The organism is Rhizobium sp. NFR03, assembly GCF_900111275.1.
Taxonomy (GTDB): Bacteria; Pseudomonadota; Alphaproteobacteria; order Rhizobiales; family Rhizobiaceae; genus Ferranicluibacter.
In genome coordinates, this window is sequence record NZ_FOGR01000003.1 from 239,722 (window position 1) to 264,200 (window position 24,479).

General features: G+C 59.7%; 27 protein-coding genes. 1 reads left to right on the forward strand and 26 read right to left on the reverse strand.

Annotated elements, in window-relative coordinates:
- From rplF to rpsL, 21 genes are all read right to left on the reverse strand, one after another.
- Complete coding sequence (rplF, locus tag BSG19_RS10880) at nucleotides 1-534, reverse strand: 50S ribosomal protein L6 (RefSeq protein ID WP_062596575.1); 534 nt, start codon at nucleotides 532-534, stop codon at nucleotides 1-3.
- Between the two features lie 42 nt (nucleotides 535-576).
- The gene (gene rpsH, locus BSG19_RS10885; protein WP_062468274.1) at nucleotides 577-975 is read right to left on the reverse strand and encodes a 30S ribosomal protein S8; all 399 of its coding nucleotides are present in this window, start codon (nucleotides 973-975) and stop codon (nucleotides 577-579) included.
- Nucleotides 976-987: 12 nt separating this feature from the next.
- Nucleotides 988-1,293: a 30S ribosomal protein S14 gene (gene rpsN, locus BSG19_RS10890; RefSeq protein WP_062596576.1), complete on the reverse strand. Its 306-nt coding sequence runs from the start codon at nucleotides 1,291-1,293 to the stop codon at nucleotides 988-990.
- 31 nt (nucleotides 1,294-1,324) lie between these two features.
- A complete protein-coding gene (gene rplE, locus BSG19_RS10895) occupies nucleotides 1,325-1,885 on the reverse strand; it encodes a 50S ribosomal protein L5 (RefSeq protein ID WP_092987780.1) in 561 nt (186 codons plus the stop codon).
- Entirely contained in the window at nucleotides 1,885-2,187 is a 303-nt protein-coding gene (gene rplX / locus BSG19_RS10900; RefSeq protein ID WP_062596578.1) for a 50S ribosomal protein L24, read from the reverse strand. Before rplX ends, rplE begins: the two co-directional genes overlap by 1 nt.
- 13 nt (nucleotides 2,188-2,200) lie before the next feature.
- Nucleotides 2,201-2,569 (reverse strand): 50S ribosomal protein L14, encoded by a 369-nt coding sequence (rplN, locus tag BSG19_RS10905; RefSeq protein WP_062468282.1) that lies wholly within the window; start codon nucleotides 2,567-2,569, stop codon nucleotides 2,201-2,203.
- 440 nt (nucleotides 2,570-3,009) lie between these two features.
- The gene (rpsQ, locus tag BSG19_RS10910; RefSeq protein ID WP_062468284.1) at nucleotides 3,010-3,246 is read right to left on the reverse strand and encodes a 30S ribosomal protein S17; all 237 of its coding nucleotides are present in this window, start codon (nucleotides 3,244-3,246) and stop codon (nucleotides 3,010-3,012) included.
- 12 nt (nucleotides 3,247-3,258) lie between these two features.
- Nucleotides 3,259-3,459 (reverse strand): 50S ribosomal protein L29, encoded by a 201-nt coding sequence (rpmC, locus tag BSG19_RS10915; protein ID WP_062468286.1) that lies wholly within the window; start codon nucleotides 3,457-3,459, stop codon nucleotides 3,259-3,261.
- A gap of 11 nt (nucleotides 3,460-3,470) precedes the next feature.
- Nucleotides 3,471-3,884 (reverse strand): 50S ribosomal protein L16, encoded by a 414-nt coding sequence (gene rplP, locus BSG19_RS10920; RefSeq protein ID WP_062601052.1) that lies wholly within the window; start codon nucleotides 3,882-3,884, stop codon nucleotides 3,471-3,473.
- A gap of 38 nt (nucleotides 3,885-3,922) precedes the next feature.
- Nucleotides 3,923-4,654, reverse strand: a complete 732-nt coding sequence (gene rpsC, locus BSG19_RS10925; RefSeq protein ID WP_092987782.1) for a 30S ribosomal protein S3 — start codon at nucleotides 4,652-4,654, stop codon at nucleotides 3,923-3,925.
- Nucleotides 4,654-5,043, reverse strand: coding sequence for a 50S ribosomal protein L22 (rplV, locus tag BSG19_RS10930; RefSeq protein ID WP_062596581.1), 390 nt, complete (start codon nucleotides 5,041-5,043; stop codon nucleotides 4,654-4,656). The genes rpsC and rplV overlap by 1 nt, the downstream gene beginning before the upstream one ends.
- A 2-nt stretch (nucleotides 5,044-5,045) precedes the next feature.
- Nucleotides 5,046-5,324, reverse strand: a complete 279-nt coding sequence (rpsS, locus tag BSG19_RS10935) for a 30S ribosomal protein S19 (protein WP_092933401.1) — start codon at nucleotides 5,322-5,324, stop codon at nucleotides 5,046-5,048.
- A 16-nt stretch (nucleotides 5,325-5,340) separates the two neighbouring features.
- Nucleotides 5,341-6,177 (reverse strand): 50S ribosomal protein L2, encoded by an 837-nt coding sequence (gene rplB, locus BSG19_RS10940; protein ID WP_092987784.1) that lies wholly within the window; start codon nucleotides 6,175-6,177, stop codon nucleotides 5,341-5,343.
- Between the two features lie 59 nt (nucleotides 6,178-6,236).
- Nucleotides 6,237-6,530, reverse strand: coding sequence for a 50S ribosomal protein L23 (locus BSG19_RS10945; RefSeq protein ID WP_062468296.1), 294 nt, complete (start codon nucleotides 6,528-6,530; stop codon nucleotides 6,237-6,239).
- Nucleotides 6,527-7,147, reverse strand: coding sequence for a 50S ribosomal protein L4 (gene rplD / locus BSG19_RS10950; RefSeq protein WP_092987786.1), 621 nt, complete (start codon nucleotides 7,145-7,147; stop codon nucleotides 6,527-6,529). Before rplD ends, BSG19_RS10945 begins: the two co-directional genes overlap by 4 nt.
- The gene (rplC, locus tag BSG19_RS10955; RefSeq protein WP_062468299.1) at nucleotides 7,147-7,842 is read right to left on the reverse strand and encodes a 50S ribosomal protein L3; all 696 of its coding nucleotides are present in this window, start codon (nucleotides 7,840-7,842) and stop codon (nucleotides 7,147-7,149) included. The genes rplD and rplC overlap by 1 nt, the downstream gene beginning before the upstream one ends.
- Before the next feature lie 173 nt (nucleotides 7,843-8,015).
- Nucleotides 8,016-8,324: a 30S ribosomal protein S10 gene (gene rpsJ / locus BSG19_RS10960; protein WP_003507767.1), complete on the reverse strand. Its 309-nt coding sequence runs from the start codon at nucleotides 8,322-8,324 to the stop codon at nucleotides 8,016-8,018.
- A 140-nt stretch (nucleotides 8,325-8,464) separates the two neighbouring features.
- The gene (gene tuf / locus BSG19_RS10965) at nucleotides 8,465-9,640 is read right to left on the reverse strand and encodes an elongation factor Tu (RefSeq protein WP_092987788.1); all 1,176 of its coding nucleotides are present in this window, start codon (nucleotides 9,638-9,640) and stop codon (nucleotides 8,465-8,467) included.
- A gap of 69 nt (nucleotides 9,641-9,709) precedes the next feature.
- On the reverse strand, nucleotides 9,710-11,809 hold the full coding sequence (fusA, locus tag BSG19_RS10970) for an elongation factor G (protein WP_092987790.1): 2,100 nt from the start codon (nucleotides 11,807-11,809) through the stop codon (nucleotides 9,710-9,712).
- 30 nt (nucleotides 11,810-11,839) lie between these two features.
- Nucleotides 11,840-12,310 carry a 30S ribosomal protein S7 gene (gene rpsG, locus BSG19_RS10975; protein WP_018325882.1) on the reverse strand — a complete coding sequence of 157 codons (471 nt, stop codon included), beginning with the start codon at nucleotides 12,308-12,310 and terminating at the stop codon, nucleotides 11,840-11,842.
- A 57-nt stretch (nucleotides 12,311-12,367) separates the two neighbouring features.
- Complete coding sequence (gene rpsL / locus BSG19_RS10980; protein WP_003507760.1) at nucleotides 12,368-12,739, reverse strand: 30S ribosomal protein S12; 372 nt, start codon at nucleotides 12,737-12,739, stop codon at nucleotides 12,368-12,370.
- A gap of 550 nt (nucleotides 12,740-13,289) precedes the next feature.
- On the opposite strand from rpsL, the gene BSG19_RS10985 reads away from it, so the two are divergent.
- Complete coding sequence (locus BSG19_RS10985; RefSeq protein WP_092987792.1) at nucleotides 13,290-13,586, forward strand: transcriptional regulator; 297 nt, start codon at nucleotides 13,290-13,292, stop codon at nucleotides 13,584-13,586.
- A 101-nt stretch (nucleotides 13,587-13,687) separates the two neighbouring features.
- Here BSG19_RS10985 and rpoC read toward each other — a convergent pair whose 3' ends face one another.
- The 5 genes from rpoC to rplA form a co-directional block, all read right to left on the reverse strand.
- Nucleotides 13,688-17,893: a DNA-directed RNA polymerase subunit beta' gene (rpoC, locus tag BSG19_RS10990; RefSeq protein ID WP_092987794.1), complete on the reverse strand. Its 4,206-nt coding sequence runs from the start codon at nucleotides 17,891-17,893 to the stop codon at nucleotides 13,688-13,690.
- Between the two features lie 195 nt (nucleotides 17,894-18,088).
- On the reverse strand, nucleotides 18,089-22,228 hold the full coding sequence (gene rpoB / locus BSG19_RS10995; RefSeq protein ID WP_092987796.1) for a DNA-directed RNA polymerase subunit beta: 4,140 nt from the start codon (nucleotides 22,226-22,228) through the stop codon (nucleotides 18,089-18,091).
- Between the two features lie 265 nt (nucleotides 22,229-22,493).
- Nucleotides 22,494-22,871, reverse strand: coding sequence for a 50S ribosomal protein L7/L12 (gene rplL / locus BSG19_RS11000; protein ID WP_062472481.1), 378 nt, complete (start codon nucleotides 22,869-22,871; stop codon nucleotides 22,494-22,496).
- Nucleotides 22,872-22,930: 59 nt separating this feature from the next.
- Nucleotides 22,931-23,452 carry a 50S ribosomal protein L10 gene (gene rplJ, locus BSG19_RS11005; protein ID WP_062594492.1) on the reverse strand — a complete coding sequence of 174 codons (522 nt, stop codon included), beginning with the start codon at nucleotides 23,450-23,452 and terminating at the stop codon, nucleotides 22,931-22,933.
- Nucleotides 23,453-23,779: 327 nt separating this feature from the next.
- A complete protein-coding gene (rplA, locus tag BSG19_RS11010) occupies nucleotides 23,780-24,478 on the reverse strand; it encodes a 50S ribosomal protein L1 (RefSeq protein WP_062693455.1) in 699 nt (232 codons plus the stop codon).
- Nucleotide 24,479 lies beyond the last annotated feature (1 nt).

Consider the following 24,479-nt stretch of genomic DNA (forward strand, 5'->3'; position numbering starts at 1 on the left):
TTACTTCTTCTTGCCTTCTTTGCGGATGATCCGCTCGCCCGCGTACTTCACGCCCTTGCCCTTGTAGGGCTCGGGACCGCGATATTCGCGAATCTCTGCGGCCACCTGGCCGACCTGCTGCTTGTTGATACCCGAAACGACGATTTCCGTCGGCTTGGGAACAGCGATCGTGATGCCTTCCGGCGTCTGGTAAACGACGTCATGGCTGAAGCCGAGTGCCAGCTGCAGGTTCTTGCCCTGCAGCGCCGCACGATAACCGACGCCGTTGATTTCGAGCTTGCGCTCGAAGCCATCCTTCACGCCCTTCAGGATGTTCTCGACCATCGTGCGGGACATGCCCCACTTGGAACGAGCGTCCTTGGACTGGCTGACCGGCTCGACGACAACGGCGTTGTCTTCCAGCTTTACAGAGACTTCGTCGTTGGCGACGAAGAACAGTTCGCCCTTCGGGCCCTTTGCCGTCACCTTCTGTCCATCGACAGTCGCGGTGACACCAGCGGGAACCTGAACGGGCTTCTTACCGATACGAGACATGTTTCAATCCTGTCTGTTCGTTCTGGAGATCCCTGTTCCGTATTAGAATACGGAGCAGAGGACCTCGCCGCCGACGTTCTGTTCACGAGCCTGGTGATCGGCCATCACACCCTTCGGAGTCGAAAGGATGGTGATGCCGAGACCGTTCGCGACCTGCGGAATGGACTTGACCGAGACATAAACCCGGCGGCCCGGCTTGGACACGCGGCCGATCTCACGGATCACCGACGCGCCTTCGTAGTACTTCAGCTCGATGTTGAGCTCGGACTTGCCGTTGTCGAAATCGACTTCGGAGTAGCCGCGGATGTAGCCTTCCGACTGCAGCACGTCGAGAACGCGAGCGCGAAGCTTGGAGGCCGGCGTCGTTACGTTCGTCTTGCGGCGTGCAGCGCCGTTACGGATACGGGTGAGCATATCGCCCAAGGGATCAGTCATTGTCATTTGCCCGTCTCCTTACCAGCTCGACTTCACGATACCCGGGATCTTGCCGAAATTGCCCAGTTCGCGCAGGGCGATACGGGACATTCCCAGCTTCCGGTAGTAGGCGCGCGGACGGCCGGTGACTTCGCAACGGTTGCGAACGCGGGTCTTCGACCCATCACGCGGCAGGCTTGCCAGTTTCAGAGTTGCCTTGAACCGCTCTTCGATCGGAAGAGACTGGTTCATGATGGTCGCCTTCAGCTCGGCCCGCTTGGAGGCCTGCTGGGTAACCAGCTTGCGGCGGCGCTTGTTCTTTTCAACTGCGCTCGTTTTCGCCATGAAACGTAATCCTTCTGCTTGTCGTTACGGCTTACTGGCGGAACGGGAAGTTGAACTCTGTGAGCAGAGCCCGCGCTTCGTCGTCCGTCGTGGCCGTCGTGCAAACGATGATGTCCATGCCCCACATCTGATCGACCTTGTCGTAGTTGATCTCAGGGAACACAATGTGTTCCTTCACGCCCATGGCAAAGTTGCCACGGCCGTCGAAGGACTTCGGGTTCAGTCCGCGGAAGTCGCGAACGCGCGGAAGCGCGATGTTGATCAGGCGGTCCAGAAATTCGTACATGCGTGCGCCGCGCAGGGTAACCTTTGCGCCGATCGGCATGTCTTCGCGCAGCTTGAAGCCGGCGATGGAGGTACGGGCCTTGGTGACAACCGGCTTCTGGCCGGCGATCGCAGCGAGGTCGGCAGCAGCGATCGAAGGCTTCTTCGAGTCGCCGGTCGCTTCGCCCACACCCATGTTGATGACGATCTTGTCGAGCTTCGGGATCATCATTTCGTTGGCGTAGGAGAACTTCTCCCGCAGCGCCGGACGAATGCGAGCGTTGTACTCGCTCTTGAGCCGCGGCTCATAGGTCTTGGTCTCAGCCATCAGATAACATCTCCCGAACGCTTGGCCACGCGAACCTTCTTGTCGCCGTCGATACGGAAGCCAACGCGGGTGGCCTTGCCGTCCGTGTCAGCGATCGCGATGTTCGACAGGTGGATCGGGGCTTCCTTGTTGATGATGCCGGCTTCCTGGCTCTGGGTCTGGCGCTGGTGACGCTTCACCATGTTGACGCCACGCACGACAGCCTTGTCGTCCTTCGGCATGACCTGGATAACTTCGCCGGTGCGGCCCTTGTCCTTGCCGGCGAGTACGACGACCTTGTCGCCCTTACGAATCTTATTCATCTCTAATCGCCCCTTACAGTACTTCTGGAGCCAGCGAGATGATCTTCATGTGGTTCTTGGCGCGAAGCTCGCGCGGAACCGGTCCGAAGATACGGGTGCCGATCGGCTCTTTCTTGTTATCGATAAGAACAGCTGCGTTGTTATCGAAGCGGATGACGCTGCCGTCCGGACGACGGATGTCCTTGGCGGTGCGTACGACGACCGCCTTCATCACATCGCCCTTCTTGACGCGGCCGCGCGGAATAGCTTCCTTGATCGAAACGACGATGACGTCGCCTACGGAAGCATACTTGCGCTTGGAGCCGCCCAGCACCTTGATGCACATGACACGACGTGCGCCGGAATTATCCGCCACGTCGAGGTTTGTTTGCATCTGAATCATGTCAGGTCGCCTTCTTGTTGTGACCGAACCGGTTGGGATCTCCTTATCTTCAAAGAGAGCCCCCTGTTCCGGCTTATGAAAATTTGCAAGCGGCGCGCTGCACCCTCTTGCGAAGGGCGGCACGCCACAATGCTTTCAATGGCATTCCCAGTCCCTCGCCTCTTTCGAAGAAACGGGCGGGACATGATGCGACAGCGCGGGATCGGTCTTGCCAGGGTGGTTTCCTGAAGACAGGACCTTCCGTGCGCTCAAAGCAAAAGAACGCTCGTAACCCCGAGCGTTCCGTGGCTGCTTAATACAGAGATTCTCGCCGATTACAAGGGGCGTGTCCCACCGACCGGCCAAATTGGCCAATGCAACAGGACCCGCACCTTACGAAGACGCCGCGCTTCCATGTCTTGCGACACTGCGCGGCGCCAAAGGCGTGACGTCTGGTCGAATTAAGCCTGGGCGGAAATAACCGTCCAGCACTTGTCCTTGGAGATCGGCGCGCATTCCTGAATGGAAACAAGGTCGCCGACCTTGAACTGGTTCTTCTCGTCGTGCGCCTTGTACTTCTTGGAGCGACGGACGGTCTTCTGGAGGATCGGGTGCGCAAAGCGCCGCTCGACCCGTACGACGACGGTCTTCTCGTTCTTGTCGGAGACGACGGTGCCCTGCAGAATGCGTTTCGGCATTTTTCTTGGTCCTTAGGCCTTGGCTTCTGCCGCCTTCTGGCGGGCAATGGTTTTGATGCGCGCGATGTCCTTGCGGACCTCGTTGATGCGCGACGACTTTTCAAGCTGGCCGGTCGCCTTCTGGAAGCGCAGGTTGAACTGCTCCTTCTTCAGCTTGGCAAGCTCGTCGTTGAGCTGGTCGGCGCTGAGCGCCCGAACGTCATTGGCTTTCATGGGGCTTCTCCTTACTCCGCAATGCGCTGAACGAAGCGCGTCTTGACGGAGAGCTTCGCAGCACCAAGACGAAGGGCTTCGCGTGCGAGCTCCTCGTTGACGCCATCGATCTCGAACATCATACGACCAGGCTTGACCTTGCACGCCCAGTATTCGACGGAGCCCTTACCCTTACCCATGCGGACTTCGGTCGGCTTCGCGGTGACCGGAACATCCGGGAATACGCGGATCCAAACGCGGCCGGCACGCTTCATGTGACGCGTGATCGCGCGGCGGGCCGCTTCGATCTCGCGCGCATTGACGCGGTTCGGTTCCAAGGACTTCAGGCCGAATTCGCCGAAAGCGAGATCAGATCCGCCCTTGGCTACGCCCTTGATGCGGCCCTTGAATTGCTTGCGATACTTCGTACGCTTTGGCTGCAACATTTTTTTAATTCTCCGATATTGGCTGCCAAACGCGACTGTTACGCGTTTTCACGACGGCGATCACGATCGCGATCGCGATCACGTCCACCACTACCCTGACTGTCACTCTCGCTCGCACGGCGCTCGGAGGCCATCGGATCGTGCTCAAGGATTTCGCCCTTGAAGATCCAGACCTTGATGCCGCAGATACCGAATGCCGTCACAGCTTCGGCAACACCGTAGTCGATGTCGGCGCGAAGCGTGTGAAGCGGAACGCGACCTTCGCGGTACCACTCGGTGCGGGCGATTTCAGCGCCACCCAGACGGCCGGCGCAGGTGATCTTGATGCCTTCGGCACCCAGACGCATGGCCGACTGAACCGAACGCTTCATTGCGCGGCGGAAAGCCACGCGGCGCTCGAGCTGCTGAGCGATCGACTGCGCGACGAGCGTCGCGTCAACTTCCGGCTTGCGCACTTCAACGATGTTGAGATGCGTTTCCGAGTTGGTCATTTCGGACAGCTTGCGACGCAGCTTTTCGATGTCTGCGCCCTTCTTGCCGATGATCAGACCCGGACGAGCCGAGTGGATCGTAACGCGGCACTTCTTGTGCGGCCGCTCGATGACGACCTTCGAGATGCCGGCCTGCTTCAGTTCTTCCATCAGATACTTGCGGATCTTCAGGTCTTCGTGAAGCAGCTTGCCGTACTCGGCATTGTCAGCGAACCAACGGCTATCCCAGGTCCGGTTGATGCCGAGACGGAAACCGATTGGATTGATTTTCTGGCCCATTATGCGGCCTCCCCTTTGGCTTCCACTTCACGAACAACGATCGTCAAGTGTGCAAACGGCTTTTCGATCCGCGATGCACGGCCGCGACCACGAGCGTGGAAGCGCTTCATCACCATCGACTTGCCAACGAAAGCTTCCGCGACGACGAGCGAGTCGACGTCGAGGTCGTGGTTGTTCTCGGCGTTTGCGATGGCCGATTCCAGGGTCTTCTTGACCGTGCCGGCGATACGCTTGCGGGAGAATTCAAGTTCGGCCAGAGCACGGTCGACCTTCTTGCCGCGGATCATCGCGGCAACGAGGTTGAGCTTCTGGGGGCTGACGCGGATCGTGCGCGCAACAGCCTGCGCTTCATTATCCGCCAGCCGACGTTCGGCTTTTGCCTTACCCATCGTTACTTCCTCTTTGCCTTCTTGTCCGCACCGTGACCGTAGTAGGTCCGGGTCGGAGAGAATTCACCGAACTTGTGACCGACCATGTCTTCATTGACATTGACGGGAACATGCTTGGAACCGTTGTAGACGCCAAAGGTCAGACCGACGAACTGCGGCAAGATCGTGGAGCGACGGCTCCACATCTTGATGACCTCATTGCGCCCGCCTTCGCGAACCTTCTCAGCCTTCTTGAGAAGATAGCCGTCGACGAACGGACCTTTCCATACTGAACGAGCCATTTGTGACTACCTCTTCTTACTTCTTGCGCTGGTGGCGCGAACGCATGATGAACTTGTCGGTCGACTTGTTCGAACGCGTACGCTTGCCCTTGGTCGGCTTGCCCCACGGTGTGACCGGATGACGGCCACCCGAGGTGCGGCCTTCACCACCGCCATGCGGGTGGTCGACCGGGTTCATGACGACGCCGCGGTTATGCGGGGTCTTGCCGCGCCAGCGGGTACGACCAGCCTTGCCGTCGTTGATGTTGCCATGATCCGGGTTGGACACGGCGCCGATCGACGCGAGGCAGCTCGCATGAACGAGGCGCTGTTCGCCGGAGTTGAGGCGAAGGATCGCCATGCCCTGGTCACGACCGACGAGCTGAACATAGGTGCCAGCCGAGCGTGCCATCTGGCCACCCTTGCCGGGCTTCATTTCCACATTGTGGATAATGGAGCCGACCGGGATGAACTGCAGCGGCATGGTGTTGCCGGGCTTGACATCGACGGCCTTTTCGGAGGCGATCACCTTGTCGCCGACAGCGAGACGCTGCGGAGCAATGATGTAGGCCTGCGTGCCGTCTTCGTACTTGATCAGCGCGATGAACGCCGTACGGTTCGGGTCGTATTCCAGACGCTCGACCGTGCCGTCAACGTCGAACTTGCGACGCTTGAAGTCGATCAGGCGATAGGTCCGCTTGTGACCGCCGCCGATGAAGCGGGCGGTGATGCGGCCCAGGTTGTTGCGACCACCGCTCTTGGTGAGACCCTGTGTCAGCGACTTGACCGGCTTGCCCTTGTAGAGCGAAGAACGGTCGACGATGACCAGCTGACGCTGGCTCGGGGTCGTCGGATTGAAACTTTTCAATGCCATTTTCTTGTTCCCTTTTGGGTCCTTACCCGGGGGTTATGAAACCGCTCTGGGTTTAACCTTTAGAGTCCGGTGGAGACGTCGATGGACTGACCGTCAGCAAGTGTGACGATCGCCTTCTTGACATCCCGCTGCCGGCCAGCGAAGCCACGGAAGCGCTTGAGCTTGCCCTTGCGGAGAAGCGTGTTCACTGCCGTAACCTTGACGCCGAACAGAGCTTCGATCGCAGCCTTGATTTCAGGCTTCGATGCGTCCTTGGCGACGTTGAAGATGATCTGGTTCTGTTCAGAAACCAGCGTGGACTTTTCTGTGATCGACGGAGAGAGGATCACATCATAATGGCGAAGATCCGTCACTTGAACCGCTCCTCCAGAGCCTCGATCGCATCCTTGGAAAGCACGAGCTTGCCACGACGCAGAATGTCGTAAACGTTGATGCCCTGGATCGGAAGAACGTCCACGTTCGGGATGTTCTTGGCAGCGAGCTTGAAGTTGTTGTCGAGCTCGGCGCCGCCGATGAAGAGGGCGTTGGTCAGACCCAGCGATGCGAATGCACCGGTCAGCGTCTTCGTCTTGGCCTCAGCCGCAACGAGGCTGTCCACGATGATCAGCTCGTCGGCCTTCAGCTTGGCAGAAAGCGCATGACGCAGGCCGAGTGCGCGAACCTTCTTGGGAAGGTCATGCTCGTGGCTGCGCGTGACCGGGCCATGAGCCTTGCCACCGCCTCGGAACTGCGGAGCGCGTGCGGAGTGGTGACGAGCGCGGCCCGTACCCTTCTGCTTGTACATCTTGGCGCCGGTGCGGGAAACTTCGCCGCGCGTCAGGGTCTTGTGCGTGCCCTGCTGCTTCTTGGCGAGCTGCCAGCGGATAACGCGGGCGATCAGGTCCTGGCGTACGTCCAGGCCAAAGATGGCGTCGGACAGGGAAACCGTGCCTGCGTCCTTACCATCCAGTGTGGTGACGGTGAGATCCATTATTCGGCTCCCTCATGTGCTGCTGCGCGAACGCCGGCCGGACGCGGAGCGTTTTCCGGGATGCCGGCCTTGATGGCGTCGCGGACGACGATCCAGGAGCCCTTGGAGCCGGGTACGGCACCCTTGACGAGGATCAGACCACGGTCTTCATCGGTGGATACGACTTCGAGGTTCTGGGTGGTGATGCGCGTCTGGCCCATGTGACCAGCCATGCGCTTGCCCTTCCAGACGCGGCCCGGATCCTGGTTGGAACCGGTCGAACCATGCGAACGGTGCGAGACCGAAACGCCGTGCGTTGCACGCAGACCGCCGAAGTTGTGGCGCTTCATGGCGCCGGCAAAGCCCTTACCGATCGAAGTACCGGTAACGTCAACCAGCTGACCGGTGACGAAGTGGCTAGCCGTCAGCTCGGAGCCGACGTCGATCAGGTTTTCCGAGGTAACCCGAAACTCGACGAGCTTCGCCTTCGGCTCGACGTTTGCAGCGGCGAAATGCCCGCGCATCGCCTTCGGCGTGTTCTTCACCTTCGCCTGGCCTGCGCCGAGCTGCACGGCGACGTAGCCGTTCTTTTCTTCCGTGCGCTGGCCCACCACCTGGCAGTTTTCCATCCGCAACACGGTCACTGGAATGTGCTCGCCGGCGTCGTTGTAGACCCGGGTCATTCCCACTTTCTGTGCAATCACACCTGAACGCATCGGTTCATTCCTCTTCAGAGTCCCTGTCGGGGAAAACCCCTTCAGCCTCTTTGTTCAAGGCTTCCATCCGGCATTTGCGCCATTGGTCACCCGTTTCTGGAAGTCGTTGGACGGAATGTCCACGTACCTTCCTTGTTATATCCACCCGGTCCGAAGCGTTCCGGGAGGGGCCTTTAGAGCTTGATCTCGACGTCGACGCCGGCGGCCAGATCGAGCTTCATCAGGGCGTCGACCGTCTGCGGGGTCGGATCGACGATATCGAGAAGACGCTTGTGCGTGCGCATCTCGAACTGTTCGCGGCTCTTCTTGTCGACGTGGGGCGACCGGTTGACCGTGAACTTTTCGATACGCGTGGGCAGCGGCACGGGGCCACGGACGCTGGCGCCCGTACGCTTGGCCGTCGACACGATTTCGCGCGTGGAGGCATCGAGGATCCGGTGATCAAACGCCTTGAGGCGGATGCGGATATTCTGGCCGTTCATTCGACTAGTCCTTTTTTCCGTATGGGCAACTGGCCATACGCCAAATCTTCAATTGTTACGGTCGGCCGCGTCTTGTCAAAAAGCGCAGGAACCGGGTTGTTAGCGCCCGGTTCCTGCTAGGTCAACGGCCTAGCCGCTGATTACTCGACGATCGAAGCCACGATGCCGGCGCCGACGGTACGGCCGCCTTCGCGGATAGCGAAGCGCAGCTTTTCTTCCATAGCGATCGGAACGATCAGCTCGACGGCAACGGTGACGTTGTCGCCCGGCATGACCATTTCCGTGCCTTCCGGAAGCGTCACGATGCCCGTCACGTCCGTCGTGCGGAAGTAGAACTGCGGACGGTAGTTCGTGAAGAACGGCGTATGACGGCCGCCTTCTTCCTTCGTCAGGATGTAGGCTTCAGCCATGAACTTCTTGTGCGGCTTGACCGAACCCGGCTTGCACAGGATCTGGCCACGCTCGACGCCGTCACGGGTGACGCCGCGAACGAGAGCACCGATGTTGTCGCCGGCCTGGCCCTGGTCGAGCAGCTTGCGGAACATTTCAACGCCGGTCACCGTCGTCTTGGACGTCGCGCGGATGCCGACGATCTCGACTTCTTCACCGACCTTGACGATGCCGCGCTCGACGCGACCGGTCACGACCGTACCACGACCCGAGATCGAGAACACGTCTTCGATCGGCATCAGGAACGGCAGGTTGATCGGACGCTCAGGCGTCGGGATATAGGCATCGACAGCCGCCATCAGTTCGCGGATTGCGTCTTCGCCGATCTTCTTGTCGGAGTCTTCCAAAGCGGCCAGAGCCGAACCCTTGACGATCGGAATGTCGTCGCCGGGGAAGTCGTAGGACGACAGAAGTTCGCGGACTTCCAGCTCGACGAGCTCGAGAAGCTCGGCGTCGTCAACCTGGTCGACCTTGTTGAGGAACACGACGATCGCGGGAACGCCGACCTGACGGGCCAGCAGGATGTGCTCGCGGGTCTGGGGCATCGGGCCGTCGGCTGCCGAGCAGACGAGGATCGCGCCGTCCATCTGGGCAGCACCGGTGATCATGTTCTTGACGTAGTCGGCGTGGCCGGGGCAGTCGACGTGCGCGTAGTGGCGGGCCGGCGTCTCGTATTCGACGTGTGCCGTCGAGATGGTGATGCCGCGCGCCTTTTCTTCCGGTGCAGCGTCGATCTGGTCGTACGCCTTGAACTCACCGAAGTACTTCGTGATCGCTGCCGTCAGCGACGTCTTGCCATGGTCGACGTGACCGATCGTTCCGATGTTCACGTGCGGCTTGTTGCGTTCAAACTTGCTCTTTGCCATTTTCGGCTCTCCATCTGTGGCCCCTTGCGGGGTTCAATTCTGTTTTAACGGGCGTCAGTCAAGCTCCGGTCACTTCTGACCGGAGTACTTCGCCTGGATTTCGGTTGCGACGTTCGACGGAACCGGTGCGTAGTGATCGAAGACCATCGAGTACTGCGCGCGGCCCTGGCTCATGGAGCGCAGGTTGTCGACGTACTTGAACATGTTGGCCAGCGGAACGTTGGCGCTGATCACCACGGCGATACCGCGGCTTTCCTGGCCCTGGATCTGGCCACGGCGGGAGTTCAGGTCGCCGATGACGTCGCCGACGTAATCTTCGGGAGTGACGACTTCGACCTTCATCATCGGCTCGAGCAGCTGAGCGCCGGCCTTGCGCGATGCTTCACGGAAGCAGGCACGCGATGCGATTTCGAAGGCGAGGACCGAGGAGTCGACGTCATGGAAGGCACCGTCGATGAGCGTCGCCTTGACACCGAGCATCGGGAAGCCAGCCAGCGGACCGGAAGACAGCACGCTTTCGATGCCCTTCTGAACGCCGGGGATGTATTCCTTGGGAATGGAACCACCAACGATCTTGGACTCGAACTTGAACTCGTCGCCATCCGGGTTCGGTTCGAAGATGATCTTGACGCGCGCGAACTGACCGGTACCACCGGACTGCTTCTTGTGCGTGTAATCTTCCTCGTGCTTCTTCGTGATCGTCTCACGATAAGCAACCTGCGGCGCACCGACGTTGGCTTCGACCTTGAACTCGCGACGCATGCGGTCGACGAGGATGTCGAGGTGAAGTTCGCCCATGCCGGCGATGATCGTCTGCCCAGACTCTTCGTCGGTCTTGACGCGGAACGACGGGTCTTCGGCAGCCAGACGGTTGAGCGCGAGGCCCATCTTTTCCTGGTCGCCCTTGGACTTCGGCTCGATCGCGATCTGGATGACCGGCTCAGGGAATTCCATCCGCTCGAGGATAACCTGCTTCAGGGGATCGCAAAGCGTGTCGCCTGTCGTGGTTTCCTTGAGACCCGCGAGAGCAACGATGTCGCCCGCAAAGGCTTCTTCGATGTCTTCACGCGAGTTGGAGTGCATCTGCAGCATGCGGCCGACGCGCTCGCGCTTTTCCTTGACCGTGTTCATGACCGACGTGCCCTTTTCGAGCTTGCCGGAATAGATGCGGGCGAAGGTCAGCGAACCGACGAAGGGGTCGTTCATGATCTTGAATGCGAGCATGGAAAGCGGCTCTTCATCCGAAGCATGACGTTCGATTTCCGCTTCCGTCTTGACGTCGATACCCTTGATGGCAGGGATATCGGCCGGCGACGGCAGGTAGTCGCAGACGGCGTCGAGCAGAGGCTGAACGCCCTTGTTCTTGAAGGCCGTGCCGCAGAACATCGGGTGGAACTTCACGTCGATGGTGCCACGACGAACGAGCGCGCGGATCTTGTCGTTGTCCGGCATAACGCCGTTCAGGTAGTTTTCCATCGCTTCTTCGTCGATATCGACGACAGTCTCGATCAGAAGCTCACGATATTCCTGAGCCTGGTCCTTCATGTCATCCGGGATTTCGACGACGTCCCACTGAGCGCCGAGCGACTCGTCGCGCCAGACGAGAGCATTCATCTCGATCAGGTCGATAACGCCCTTGAATTCCGTTTCCGCACCGATCGGGAGCTGCATGACGACCGGGATCGCGCCGAGACGCGACTTGATCATGGACACAGAGCGATAAAAGTCAGCGCCCGTCTTGTCCATCTTGTTGCAGAAGATCATGCGCGGAACGTTGTACTTTTCAGCCTGACGCCAGACGGTTTCCGTCTGCGGCTCGACGCCAGCGTTGGCATCGAGGAGAGCAATCGCGCCATCGAGAACACGCAGCGAGCGCTCGACTTCAATCGTGAAGTCGACGTGGCCGGGGGTGTCGATGATGTTGAAGCGACGCATCTTGCCGTCGCGACCCTTCCAGTAGGTCGTGGTCGCAGCGGACGTGATGGTGATGCCGCGTTCCTGCTCCTGCTCCATCCAGTCCATGGTGGCAGCGCCGTCGTGCACTTCGCCGATCTTGTGCGACTTGCCGGTGTAGTAAAGAATCCGCTCGGTGGTCGTGGTCTTGCCGGCGTCGATGTGCGCCATGATCCCGAAGTTGCGGTAGTCTTCGATTTTATATTCGCGAGCCATGATGGACTGCCTTTCGAAAATGTACGTCGATTACCAGCGGTAGTGCGAGAAGGCGCGGTTGGCGTCTGCCATCTTGTGCGTATCTTCGCGCTTCTTCACTGCGCTACCGCGATTGTTCGCGGCGTCCATGAGTTCGCCGCAGAGGCGATCGATCATGGTCGTTTCGTTGCGCTTGCGAGCTGCGGCGATCAACCAACGGATGGCGAGAGCCTGACGGCGCTCCGGACGAACATCGACCGGAACCTGGTACGTCGCACCACCAACACGGCGCGAACGGACTTCTACGTGCGGAGCGATGTTGTCGAGAGCCGAATGGAACACGGCGACCGGCTCCTGCTTCAGCTTGCCCTGTACGGCATCGAAAGCACCGTAAACGATGTTTTCAGCAACCGACTTCTTTCCATGAAGCATGATGGCGTTCATGAACTTGGTGACAACGAGATCGCCGAACTTGGGGTCCGGGTTGATCTCACGCTTTTCTGCACTATGGCGACGGGACATATGTTTCGTCTCTCAACTTTATCTTTGTTAACCCAGCGAAATGGCGCTGGTGGTCGATTACTTCGGACGCTTCGCGCCGTACTTCGAGCGGCGCTGCTTACGGTTCTTGACACCCTGGGTATCGAGAACACCACGGATGATGTGGTAGCGAACGCCCGGCAAGTCCTTCACGCGGCCGCCGCGGATCATCACGACGGAGTGTTCCTGCAGGTTGTGGCCTTCGCCCGGGATGTAGCCGATGACTTCGAAGCCATTGGTCAGACGGATCTTGGCAACCTTACGAAGTGCCGAGTTCGGCTTCTTCGGGGTCGTCGTGTAGACGCGTGTGCAGACGCCGCGCTTCTGCGGATTTTCCTGAAGCGCCGGTACCTTGTTGCGCTTGACCTGTGCCTGACGCGGCTTGCGGATCAGCTGGTTTACGGTAGGCATATAACCATCCCTTGCAAAATCTTCGTTACCCTTTCGGGCGGATCAATGCCGTCTCCGGCTTTTGCGTACGCGTGGAAATGCGCGAACAAGGGCCGATCCGCGTTTCAGCAGATGCCCCATGAAAAGCAGAGGACGCCTTTTTCAGGCGTCTTGCGTGCAGCATTCTTGGTCTTCAGCGTGCGTTTGAACCTTGTTTGAGGCGAACTCCAGAACGTGTCGTTCCGAACCAGCCAGCCTCACATGGGCTCCGATGAGGCGGGGTGTACTGTTTTACCCCCCTGCCGTCAAGGGCAAATCCTAAAGATTCTCCCCTCCTGCCCGGCCGAAACCCTGCAAATGCGGGGTTTTTGGCGCGTCCGGGGCAGTTGCGATACGGAGTGCCGAGCGGCAGGTCGCAGCTCACCATGAGAATCGGCAACAGCTTGCAGAAAGAATCGCGTCTGCTCGAAGATGCCGCTGGAACGAATTGTCGGCGCTGCTGCTTTTGATATAGATCACTTCACCGGCGCTCAATGCCGTATCTTCAAAAGACCCGACAAGAGGAGTCTCCATGACGGTCCTTCCCGACAACGACAACAATTCCGACGATCCCATGGTCTTCATCATTATCGGGAAGGCTTTCGAACAGGACGGCAGCAAGGAAGGCGTGGACATTCATGTCGTCCTGCGCGCTGCCGACGACGACTCCGCTGTCCGCGAAGCTCTGAACGCTTTGGCCGAGGAGGGCTTTCTGGAGGCCGACCTCGACCAGATCGGCATGCTCGAAGACGTCCCTGAGGACGAACCGCATGCTTCTGCCTACAAGGGCGCGCTGGAAGGCGAAGTAGCGATCATCCGGTTCAACTGATCCGGCAGCTAGGCTCGTTGCTCCTCGCTACTCTACGCCTCTAAACGTCAAAAGCCGCCCGGATCGCTCCGGGCGGCTTTTCTGTTCCTCGACCTTACCGATTATTCGGCAGGTGCGTTCTCGCTGGCCATATCGGCGAGCATCGGCGTTGCCGTGTCCGCGCCGGTGGACTTGCGGCGTTCCTCGAGGATCATCTCGTCGCGCGCCGTAGCGATACGACGGATCTGCGTCATGGTCCCGCCGGTACCGGCCGGAATGAGGCGGCCGACGATGACGTTTTCCTTGAGGCCCTGAAGACCGTCGGTCTTGCCGGCGATAGCCGCTTCCGTCAGCACCTTGGTCGTTTCCTGGAAGGACGCGGCCGAGATGAAGGACGGGGTCTGCAAGGACGCCTTGGTGATCCCGAGCAGGACGGGATCGCCGTAAGCCGGCTTCTTGCCCTGTTCGATCAGCTGGTCGTTGACGTCTTCCAGTTCGATCCGGTCCACGCTGTCGCCGACGATATAGGTGCTGTCCCCGGCATCGGTGACTTCGACCTTCTGCAGCATCTGGCGAACGATCACCTCGATGTGCTTGTCGTTGATGACAACGCCCTGCAGGCGGTAGACTTCCTGGATCTCGTTCACGAGGTAGGAAGCCAGAGCCTCCACGCCCTTGATCGCCAGGATGTCGTGCGGTGCCGGGTTACCGTCGAGGATGTAGTCACCCTTTTCGATATAGTCGCCATCCTGAAGGTGGAAGGGCTTGCCCTTCGGGATCAGGTACTCGACCGGCTCGACACCGTCTTCCGCCGGCTCGATCAGCACGCGACGCTTGTTCTTGTAGTCGCGACCGAAACGGATCGTACCGTCGATCTCCGCGATGATCGCGTGGTCCTTCGGACGACGCGCTTCGAAGAGTTCGGCAACACGTGGCAGACCACCGGTGATGTCCTTGGTCTTGGCGCTTTCCAGCGGCGAACGTGCGAGCACGTCACCCTGGGAGACCTTCGTACCAGGCTCGACCGACAGGATCGCATCGACCGAGAGCAGGAACCGCGCCTCGCCGCCACGCGACAGCTTGGCAACGACGCCGTTCTTGTCCTTGATCACGATCGCCGGCTTCAGATCGATACCGCGCGGCGTTGAGCGCCAGTCGATAACCTGACGCTTGGTGATACCCGTCGCTTCGTCCGTCGCTTCGAGAACAGAGATACCGTCAACGATATCCTCGAAGTGAACCGTACCTTCGACTTCCGTCATCATCGGACGCGTGTAGGGATCCCACTCTGCGAAACGCTGACCGCGACGAACCTTGTCACCGTCATCCACGAAGATCTTCGAGCCATAGGCGACACGCTGCGAGGACCGTTCCACGCCGCGTTCGTCAAGGATCTGAATCGCCATGTTACGACCCATGGCAATGAGGATGCCATCGGAGTTGCGCAGCATGTTGCGGTTCTTGATCTGGATCGTGCCTTCGTACGACGCTTCCAGGAACGACTGGTCGACCACGTTTGCCGTACCACCAAGGTGGAACGTACGCATGGTGAGCTGCGTGCCCGGTTCGCCGATCGACTGAGCCGCGATGACGCCGACCGCTTCGCCCATGTTGACAGGGGTACCGCGGGCCAGGTCGCGACCGTAGCAGACGCCGCAGACGCCGGTCTGGATTTCGCAGGTCAGAGCCGAGCGGATCCGGATCGACTGGATTCCGGCCTTCTCGATCTCGACAACGTCTGCTTCAAGGATCATGCGTCCGGCATCGACAATACGCTCACCCGTGACCGGATGATCGATGTTGTCGAGCGCCGTCCGACCGAGAACGCGGGCGCCGATGGAGGCAACCACCTGACCGGCATCGACGATGGCGGTCATGGTGAGGCCGTTCTCGGTACCGCAATCGACCGAGTTGACGATGCAATCCTGCGCAACGTCAACGAGACGACGCGTCAGATAACCGGAGTTCGCCGTCTTCAGGGCGGTGTCTGCGAGACCCTTACGGGCACCGTGGGTCGAGTTGAAGTACTCGTTAACGGTCAGACCTTCCTTGAAGTTCGAGATGATCGGGGTCTCGATGATTTCGCCCGAGGGCTTGGCCATCAGACCACGCATCCCGCCCAGCTGACGCATCTGGTTCGGAGAACCACGGGCGCCGGAGTGCGACATCATGTAGATCGCGTTCATCGGCTTCTGACGGCCGTTGTCGTCGAACTCGACAGCCTTAATGCGGGCCATCATGTCTTCGGCAACCTTCTCGGTGGCCTTGCCCCAGGCGTCTACGACCTTGTTGTACTTTTCGCCCTGGGTGATCAGGCCGTCATTGTACTGCTGTTCGTATTCCTTCACCAGCGACTCGGTGTCGCCGACGATCTTCGCCTTGGTTTCCGGAATGACCATGTCGTCCTTGCCGAACGAAATGCCGGCGCGGCATGCGTGTGCAAAGCCGAGCTGCATGATCCGGTCGCAGAAGATGACCGTGTCCTTCTGGCCGCAATGGCGGTATACCGTGTCGATCATCTTGGAGATGTTCTTCTTGGTCAGCTCCTGATTGCAGACGTCGAACGGAACGTTGACGTTCTTCGGCAGAAGTTCGCCGATCAGCATACGACCGGGTGTCGTTTCGAAGATCTTGGAAACCGGCTTGCCGTTCTCGTCGACCGATTTGAAGCGACCACGGATCTTGGCATGCAGCGTGACCGACTTGTTGTCGAGCGCGTGATGCAGTTCCCCGATGTCGGAGAAGGCCATGCCTTCGCCCGGCTCATTCTGGTTCATGATCGACAGGTAATAGAGCCCGAGAACCATGTCCTGCGAGGGAACGATGATCGGCGCGCCGTTGGCCGGGTGCAGGATGTTGTTGGTCGACATCATCAGCACGCGGGCTTCAAGCTGTGCTTCAAGCGACAGCGGCACGTGAACGGCCATCTGGTCGCCGTCGAAGTCGGCGTTGAAAGCCGTGCAGACGAGCGGATGCAGCTGGATAGCCTTGCCCTCGACCAGCGTGGGTTCGAAGGCCTGGATACCCAGACGGTGCAGCGTCGGCGCGCGGTTCAGCAGAACCGGATGCTCGCGGATAACCTCGTCCAGGATATCCCATACTTCCGGCTTTTCCTTCTCAACCAGCTTCTTGGCCTGCTTGACGGTGGACGAGAAGCCCTTGGCGTCGAGGCGGGCGTAGATGAACGGCTTGAACAGTTCGAGCGCCATCTTCTTCGGCAGACCGCACTGGTGCAGCTTCAGTTCCGGACCGGTCACGATGACCGAACGGCCGGAATAGTCCACGCGCTTGCCGAGCAGGTTCTGGCGGAACCGGCCCTGCTTGCCCTTCAGCATATCGGACAGCGACTTCAACGGGCGCTTGTTGGCACCCGTGATGACGCGGCCGCGACGGCCGTTATCGAACAGCGCATCGACGGATTCCTGCAGCATGCGCTTTTCGTTGCGAATGATGATGCCAGGTGCGCGCAGTTCGATCAGCCGCTTCAGGCGGTTGTTGCGGTTGATGACGCGGCGGTAGAGATCGTTCAGGTCGGACGTCGCGAAACGACCGCCGTCCAGCGGCACGAGCGGACGCAGGTCCGGCGGGATCACCGGAACGACCTTCATGATCATCCATTCCGGGCGGTTGCCGGATTCCATGAAGTTCTCGACGATCTTCAGGCGCTTCATCAGCTTCTTCTGCTTCAGCTCGGACGTGGTGTCAGCCATGTCCTGGCGCAGATCGCCGGCGATCTTCTCGAGGTTCATCGAGGCGAGCATCTCGTAGATCGCTTCCGCGCCGATCATCGCCGTGAACTGATCTTCGCCGAACTCGTCGACGGCGATCATGTACTCTTCTTCCGAGAGAAGCTGGTTCTCCTTCAGAGAGGTCAGGCCCGGCTCGGTGACGATGTAGTTTTCGAAGTAGAGAACGCGCTCGATATCCTTCAGCGTCATGTCGAGCAGCGTCGAGATGCGGCTCGGCAGGGACTTCAGGAACCAGATGTGGGCGACCGGGGCAGCAAGCTCGATGTGGCCCATGCGCTCGCGACGAACACGCGACAGCGTGACTTCGACGCCGCACTTTTCGCAGATGATGCCCTTGTACTTCATGCGCTTGTACTTGCCGCACAGGCACTCATAGTCCTTGATGGGTCCGAAGATGCGCGCGCAGAAAAGGCCGTCGCGTTCCGGCTTGAACGTCCGGTAGTTGATGGTTTCCGGCTTCTTGATCTCGCCGAACGACCACGAGAGGATCTTCTCCGGCGACGCGATCGAGATCCGGATCGAATCGAAGGTCTGTGCAGGCATCTGCGGATTGAAAAGGTTCATGACCTCTTGGTTCATGCCTATCTCCTTTGGGGCAAAGCCCCTTATCTTGAGCGCGGGTCGCCGGCATTTCCCGGGGCGCCGGCCCCTCTGCTCGTCAAACGGATATAACCGCATCGGGTGCGGCTCAACGCCCTGCCCCGTCATCCTTTTGATGACGACGAAGACAGGACATGCGCGCGCCTTTTTCAGGCGCGCGCGTCAAATCGCGTTTTATTCAGCGGCGTCCGGCAGCTGCGTCGGCTGGAGATCCTCGAGCTTCGAATTCTCGAGCTCGACCGACAGACCGAGAGAGCGCATTTCCTTGACGAGAACGTTGAAGCTCTCCGGAATGCCTGCCTCGAACGTGTCGTCTCCGCGCACGATCGCTTCGTAGACCTTGGTCCGTCCCGCCACGTCGTCCGACTTCACTGTCAGCATTTCCTGCAGTGTGTAGGCGGCGCCGTAGGCTTCCAGAGCCCAGACTTCCATTTCCCCGAAGCGCTGACCGCCGAACTGGGCCTTGCCGCCGAGTGGCTGCTGGGTGACCAGCGAGTAAGGACCGATCGAACGCGCATGGATCTTGTCGTCCACGAGGTGGTTCAGCTTGAGCATGTAGATGTAGCCGACCGTGACCTGACGGTCGAACTGGTCGCCGGTACGTCCATCATACAGCGTGGACTGACCCGAGATCTTCAGGCCCGCCTGCTCCAGCATCTCGTTGACGTCGGCTTCCACGGCGCCGTCGAAGACCGGCGTCGCGATCGACACGCCGCGGCGTGTCTGCTCGGCCAGACGAACGATGCTGTCGTCGTCATAGTCCTTAATCGGCTCGCCCTTCGCACCGGATCCGATGACGCTGTCGATGGTATCGCGCAGCGGCTGAATGTCGGCGCCTGCCTTGTAGGCGTCGAGCATGTCACCGATCTTGCGACCCATGCCGGCGCAAGCCCAGCCCAGATGCGTCTCGAGGATCTGGCCGACGTTCATGCGCGACGGCACGCCGAGCGGGTTCAGAACCACGTCGACATGCGTGCCGTCTTCCAGGAACGGCATGTCTTCGATCGGAACGATGCGCGACACGACACCCTTGTTGCCGTGACGGCCGGCCATCTTGTCGCCCGGCTGGATCTTGCGCTTCACAGCAACGAAGACCTTGACCATCTTCATGACGCCCGGAGGCATTTCGTCGCCGCGCTGGACCTTCTCGACCTTGTCCATGAAGCGATGCTCGAGGAGCGACTTCGACTCGTCGTACTGGCCCCGCAGAGCTTCGATTTCGCCCTGAGCCTTCTCGTCCTCGACCGCGAACATCCACCACTGCGAGCGGGGATATTCGGAGACGATTGCGTTGGTCAGCTCCGTGCCCTTCTTGAAGCCCTTCGGACCTGCCACAGCGGCATGACCGCGCAGCATGTCGACCAAACGGGCATAGACGTTACGGTCGAGGATCGCCTGTTCGTCGTCGCGGTCCTTTGCGAGACGCTCGATTTCCTCGCGCTCGATCGCCATCGCACGCTCGTCCTTTTCAACGCCGTGGCGGTTGAAAACGCGAACTTCGACGATGGTCCCGAACGTGCCCGGAGGCATGCGCATGGATGTGTCACGAACGTCGGAAGCCTTTTCGCCGAAGATGGCGCGCAGAAGCTTTTCTTCCGGCGTCATCGGGCTTTCGCCCTTCGGCGTGATCTTGCCGACGAGAATGTCACCCGGCTGCACTTCCGCACCGATATACACGATGCCGGCTTCATCGAGGTTCTTCAGCGCTTCTTCCGAAACGTTCGGAATGTCGCGCGTGATTTCTTCCGGACCCAGCTTCGTGTCGCGCGCCATCACTTCGAACTCTTCGATGTGGATGGAGGTGAACACGTCGTCGCGCACGATGCGCTCGGAGAGCAGGATCGAGTCCTCGTAGTTGTAGCCGTTCCACGGCATGAACGCGACAAGCGCATTCCGGCCAAGTGCCAGATCGCCGAGGTCGGTCGAGGGACCGTCCGCGATGATGTCGCCCTTGTTCAGGATGTCACCGACGGTGACCAGCGGGCGCTGGTTGACGCAGGTGTTCTGGTTGGAACGCTGGAACTTCTGCAGACGGTAGATATCGACACCGGACTTGCCGGCTTCGAGCTCTTCCGTGGCGCGGATAACGATACGGGTCGCGTCCACCTGGTCGACGACACCGCCGCGGCGAGCCGCGATGGCAGCGCCGCTATCACGCGCAACGACCGGTTCCATGCCGGTGCCGACAAACGGCGCTTCCGCACGGAGCAGAGGCACAGCCTGACGCTGCATGTTCGAGCCCATCAGCGCGCGGTTCGCATCGTCGTTCTCGAGGAACGGGATGAGAGCGGCAGCAACGGACACGAGCTGCTTCGGCGAGACGTCCATCAGGTTGATCTGGTCGCGCGGCGTCAGCATGACTTCGCCCGAGTGACGGCAGACGACGAATTCTTCTTCGAATTCATTGTCGGCATTCAGCACGGAGTTGGCCTGTGCGACGTGGTACTTGGCCTCTTCCATGGCGGAAAGATAGACCACTTCGCGGGTAACCTTGCCGTCGACGATTTTGCGGTAAGGGCTCTCGATGAAGCCGTACTTGTTGACGCGGGCAAAGGTCGCGAGCGAATTGATCAGACCGATGTTCGGGCCTTCCGGCGTCTCGATCGGGCAAATACGGCCGTAGTGGGTCGGGTGAACGTCGCGGACTTCGAAGCCTGCACGCTCGCGGGTCAGACCGCCCGGTCCAAGAGCCGAAAGACGACGCTTGTGGGTGATTTCCGAGAGCGGGTTCACCTGGTCCATGAACTGCGACAGCTGCGAGGAACCGAAGAACTCGCGCACGGCGGCAGCCGCCGGCTTGGCGTTGATCAGGTCCTGCGGCATGACGGTATCGATCTCGATCGACGACATGCGTTCCTTGATGGCGCGCTCCATACGGAGCAGGCCGAGACGATACTGATTCTCCATCAGTTCGCCCACGGAACGAACGCGGCGGTTGCCGAGGTTGTCGATGTCGTCGATCTCGCCCTTGCCGTCACGCAGTTCGACGAGCATCTTGACGACAGCCAGGATGTCTTCCTTGCGCAGGACACGCACCGTGTCCGGGCAATCGAGGTCGAGGCGCATGTTCATCTTGACGCGACCGACAGCCGAGAGGTCGTAACGCTCGGCATCGAAGAACAGCGTGTTGAACATGGCTTCGGCCGAATCCATGGTCGGCGGCTCGCCCGGGCGCATCACGCGGTAGATATCGAACAGAGCGTCCTGACGGTTCTCGTTCTTATCGACGGCGATCGTGTTGCGGATGTAAGCACCGACATTGATATGGTCGATGTCGAGAACGGGGATCTCTTCGAAGCCCGCAGCGAGGATCACGCCAAGCGTCTTCTCGTCGATCTCGTCTCCTGCTTCCAGGAAGATTTCGCCGGTTTCCATGTTCACGAGATCTTCGGCAAGGTAGTTGCCGTAGAGATCGTCGTCAGATGCCTTGATGGCCTTGAGGCCCTTCTCGGTGAGCGAACGGAGCAGACGCGGGGTCAGCTTCTTGCCGCTTTCCACGACGACTTCGCCTGTGTCGGCGTCAACCATCTCGGTGATGGCCTTCTGGCCCTTCAGGACCTCCGGCTGGAACGGAATCCGCCAGCCCTTGCCATCACGCTTGTAGAAGGACTTCGTGTAGAACGTCTCCAGAATCTCTTCACCGTCCATGCCGAGTGCCATCAGCAGGGAGGAGACAGGGATCTTGCGGCGACGGTCGATACGCGCATGGACGATGTCCTTCGCGTCGAATTCGATATCGAGCCAGGAACCGCGATACGGGATGACGCGCGCAGCAAACAGCAGCTTGCCCGACGAGTGGCTCTTGCCCTTGTCGTGATCGAAGAACACGCCCGGCGAACGGTGCATCTGCGAAACGATGACGCGCTCCGTGCCGTTGACGATGAACGTACCGTTGTTCGTCATGAGCGGCATGTCGCCCATGTAGACGTTCTGTTCCTTGATGTCCTTGATGGACTTCGCGCCCGTATCCTCATCGATATCGAATACGATGAGGCGCAGCGTCACCTTGAGCGGCGCTGCGTAGGTCAGGTCGCGCTGACGGCATTCGTCGACGTCGAACTTGGGGGGCTCGAATTCATAGGACACGAACTCCAGCATGGAGGCGCCGGAGAAGTCGCTGATCGGGAAGACGGACTTGAAAACCGACTGCAGTCCCTCGTCAGGACGGCCGCCGGCCGGCTCCTTGACCATCAGGAACTGGTCGTAAGACGCCTTCTGAACCTCGATGAGGTTCGGCATTTCTGCGACTTCAGGGATTTTGCCGAAAAACTTGCGTACGCGCCTGCGACCGTTAAACGTAAGGGTCTGAGCCATCGTCGCTCCTTCAATATGTGCATCCGGGCCTGCAACGGACGGGGACCGATGGCCAGTCGACCCCGTCTAAGATGGATTGCTCAATCTCGTCTCGCGGCCCAGGACACAAAGCGCGGAATGCCGTGTCGTCCAAGTACCGGGACCATCCTCTTGAAGAACCCATTACCAAAAAGCCGATTATGTGGGGGCTTTTGGGTAATACGTTCGAAAAACGGTCAAAGAGAGGCAGCCCTTTCGGGCCGCCTCTCTCTGTCATAAAGCCAGATTACTTGACGTCAACCTTGGCGCCAGCATCTTCGAGCTTCTTCTTGAGGTCAGCAGCTTCAGCCTTGGAAACGCCTTCCTTGACGGCCTTCGGAGCAGCTTCGACCAGGTCCTTGGCTTCCTTGAGGCCGAGGCCGGTGATCGCGCGGACTTCCTTGATGACGTTGATCTTGTTAGCGCCGGCTTCAGCCAGGATAACGTCGAACTCGGTCTTTTCTTCTTCGACGGGAGCAGCAGCGCCAGCGCCGCCGGCAGCAGCAACGGCTACCGGTGCAGCAGCGGAAACGCCCCACTTTTCTTCGAGAAGCTTCGACAGTTCTGCAGCTTCCAGAACGGTCAGCGAGGAGAGGTCTTCAACGATCTTAGAGAGATCAGCCATTGTCATAGTTCCTTTTGTTCAATTCGAACCGATGTTGATATAAACAGCGAAAAACCGCCTTACGCGGCTTCTTCGTCCTTCTTGGCATAGGCCGCGAACACGCGGGCAAGCTGGCTTGCCGGTGCTGCAACAACGCCTGCGATCCGGGTGGCCGGAGTCTGGATCATGCCCAGCAGCCTTCCACGCAGTTCGTCCAGCGAAGGCAGGGTCGCAAGCGACTTGACGCCTTCCGCATTCAGCGTTGTGGTGCCCATGGAACCACCGAGAACAACAACCTTGTCGTTGGTCTTGGCGAAATCCACGACGACCTTTGGAGCCACGATCGGGTCATTGCTATATGCAATGAGCGTCTGACCCTTGAAGAGATCGATGATCCCTTCGGACTCCGTACCCTGAAGGGCAATCTTGGCCAGGCGGTTCTTCGCGACTTTGACGGTGCCGCCAGCTGCGCGCATCTTCGAACGAAAATCGTTCATTTGCGCAACGGTGACGCCGGCATAGTGGGCCACGACAACCGAACCGGAAGCCTTGAAGACTTCGTTCAGCTCCGTGACGAATTCGCGTTTTTCCGCTCTTTCCACTGCCTATCTCCAGTAGGCAGACCGCAATCCTGCAGGCCTGCCGGGTTTGCCTTTGCCGCGCGGGAAAAAACGATCCCGTGCGACGCTCGAGGATCCTGTCCCCTGCGAAGCGCGCATGGCGCTCACAAGGCAAGCCGAGGTTCGAACCGATGTTTCCGTTGGCCGGAGCCTTGGGACAAATTCGGGTCTCACCCGTCTCATGCAGGCATCAGTGATTAAGGGATAACCACCTGCAATCTCGGACAGGAGTTCCAGGCCGAAGCCTGGATATCCGGTCCCGAAGGACCGGAATTCTTAAACGGCAGGGGTTTCGCCCCGCCGATGATATCAGGCGACGCTCAGCGTCGACAGATCGATCTTGACGCCCGGACCCATGGTCGAGGAAATCGCGATGCGCTTGACGTAGTTGCCCTTGGCACCTGCCGGCTTCGCCTTCACGACGGCATCCGCAAATGCACGGATGTTTTCTTCCAGAGCACCCGGAGCGAACGAGGCCTTGCCGATACCGGCATGGATGATACCAGCCTTCTCGACGCGGAACTCGACGGCGCCACCCTTGGAAGCCTTGACGGCGCCGGTGACGTCCATGGTCACGGTGCCGACCTTCGGGTTCGGCATCATGCCGCGAGGGCCGAGAACCTTACCGAGACGACCGACGAGCGGCATCATGTCCGGGGTGGCAATGCAGCGATCGAAATCGATCTTGCCGCCCTGAACGATTTCGACCAGATCTTCAGCACCGACGACGTCTGCACCGGCAGCGCGGGCTTCGTCAGCCTTGGCGCCACGTGCGAAGACGGCAACGCGAACGTCGCGGCCTGTGCCGTTCGGCAGGTTGACGACGCCGCGGACCATCTGGTCTGCGTGACGCGGGTCAACGCCGAGGTTCATGGCCACTTCGATGGTCTCGTCGAACTTGGCGATCGCCCGTTCCTTGACCATGCCGATAGCGTCCGACAGGCTGTAGATCTTCGTGGGATCGACACCTTCGCGGGTCTTCTGTACGCGCTTTGCAAGCTTTGCCATC